Below are 1,775 nucleotides of genomic sequence, written 5' to 3'. Positions count from 1 at the left end.
GGCGCGTTCGCCATTTTGCTCGGAGTACCCCATGCCCGCCCCTGCTCTTTCCGGCCCGCAATACCTGCGTGAAGGCCTCAAACTGGTGTTGAGCCCAGGCCTGCGCCTGTTTGTGCTGTTGCCGTTGGCGATCAACCTGGTGCTGTTCGTCGGGTTGATCTATTTCGCCGGCCATCAGTTCAGCCTGTGGGTCGACAGCTTGATGCCGACGCTGCCCCACTGGCTAGGCTTTTTGAATTACCTGTTGTGGCCGCTGTTTGTCGTGCTGGTGGTGCTGATGGTGTTTTTCACCTTCACCATGCTCGCCAATATTATCGCCGCGCCGTTCAACGGGTTTCTCGCCGAGAAGGTCGAGGTCGTGGTACGTGGCACCGACGACTTCCCGCCGTTCAGTTGGGGTGAGCTGGCTGCCATGATCCCGCGCACCCTGGCGCGGGAGATGCGCAAGCTGGGTTACTTCCTGCCACGTGCCATCGGCCTGTTCATCCTGTCGTTCATCCCGGTGGTCAACCTGATCGCGGCGCCGTTGTGGCTGCTGTTTGGCGTGTGGATGATGGCGATCCAGTACATCGACTACCCGGCCGACAACCACAAGCTGGGCTGGAACGAAATGCTCGCGTGGCTGCGTCAGAAACGCTGGCAGAGCATGAGTTTTGGCGGCATTGTCTACTTGGTACTGCTGGTGCCGGTGGTCAACCTGTTGATGATGCCAGCGGCGGTGGCCGGGGCGACGTTGTTCTGGGTGCGGGAGCAAGGCGCCGAGGCGATGGCGCAGCCGGCGGTGGCCAAGTCATAAATCCATCATCGCCCTGACACAATGGCGACATGGCCCACGCAGACACTGTGGGTCATGACGACAGCCTCGCTTCACATCACCCTCATTACCGAAACCTTCCCGCCGGAAATCAACGGGGTGGCCAATACCCTTGGCCGCCTGTGCGAGGGTTTGCGTTCACGCGGCCATCAGGTCGAGCTGGTACGCCCACGCCAGAGTGCCGACCAAAACCGCTCCAGCGACGATGAACTGCTGCTGTGCCGCGGCTGGCCACTGCCGGGCTATCCAGGCTTGCAATGGGGCCAATCGTCAATGCGCAAGTTGCTGCGCCGCTGGACGCGGCAACGCCCGGATGTGCTGTATATCGCCACGGAAGGGCCGCTGGGGCTCTCGGCGCTGCGCGCTGCGCGGCGCCTGGGGATCGGCGTAGTCAGCGGCTTTCATACCAACTTTCAGCAGTATTCGAACCAGTATGGCTTGAGCCTGTTGAGCCGCGTGGTCACCCATTACCTGCGCTGGTTTCATAACCGCTCGAGCCTGACCCTGGTACCGAGCGCCAGCCAGCGCCTGGAGCTGGAGCGCCGGCATTTTGAGCGTCTGGATATGTTATCCCGGGGTGTCGACAGCCAATTGTTCCACCCGGCCAAACGCGATAACGCCATGCGTGAAAATTGGGGGTTGGAGAACCACGATATTGCTGTGCTGCATGTGGGACGCCTGGCCCAAGAGAAGAACCTGAAGCTGCTCAAGCGCTGCTTTGATGCCTTGCAGGCTGCCTATCCAATGCGGCGGATGAAGCTGATTGTGGTCGGTGATGGCCCCCAGCGCTCGTCGATGGAACACGATTTGCCCGATGCAGTGTTCTGCGGAACGCAGCGCGGCGAAGAGCTGGCAAGGCATTACGCCTCAGGGGATTTGTTCCTGTTCCCCAGCCTGACCGAAACCTTCGGCAATGTGGTGCTTGAAGCGATGGCGTCTGGCCTGGGCGTGGTGGCTTACG

2 protein-coding genes are annotated in these 1,775 nt (G+C 61.1%); both read left to right on the top strand.

Going from position 1 to position 1,775, the window contains the following annotated elements; genetic code table 11:
- Window positions 1-31 precede the first annotated feature (31 nt).
- Window positions 32-796, top strand: coding sequence for a sulfate transporter CysZ (gene cysZ / locus BKD70_RS22365; RefSeq protein WP_070415418.1), 765 nt, complete (start codon window positions 32-34; stop codon window positions 794-796).
- Between the two features lie 54 nt (window positions 797-850).
- The coding region (locus BKD70_RS22360) for a glycosyltransferase family 1 protein (protein WP_070415417.1) at window positions 851-1,775 on the top strand (925 nt) is incomplete at its 3' end.

The organism is Pseudomonas sp. BS-2016 (assembly GCF_001806145.1).
GTDB lineage: Bacteria > Pseudomonadota > Gammaproteobacteria > Pseudomonadales > Pseudomonadaceae > Aquipseudomonas > Aquipseudomonas lundensis.
The sequence above is the reverse complement of the archived record's forward strand: the minus strand, read 5'-3'. Positions and strand labels throughout refer to the sequence as shown.

Coding starts and splice junctions, on each gene's coding strand:
- cysZ (WP_070415418.1), top strand. CDS start 32: ATGCCCGCCCCTGCTCTTTCCGGCCCGCAATACCTGCGTGAAGGCCTC.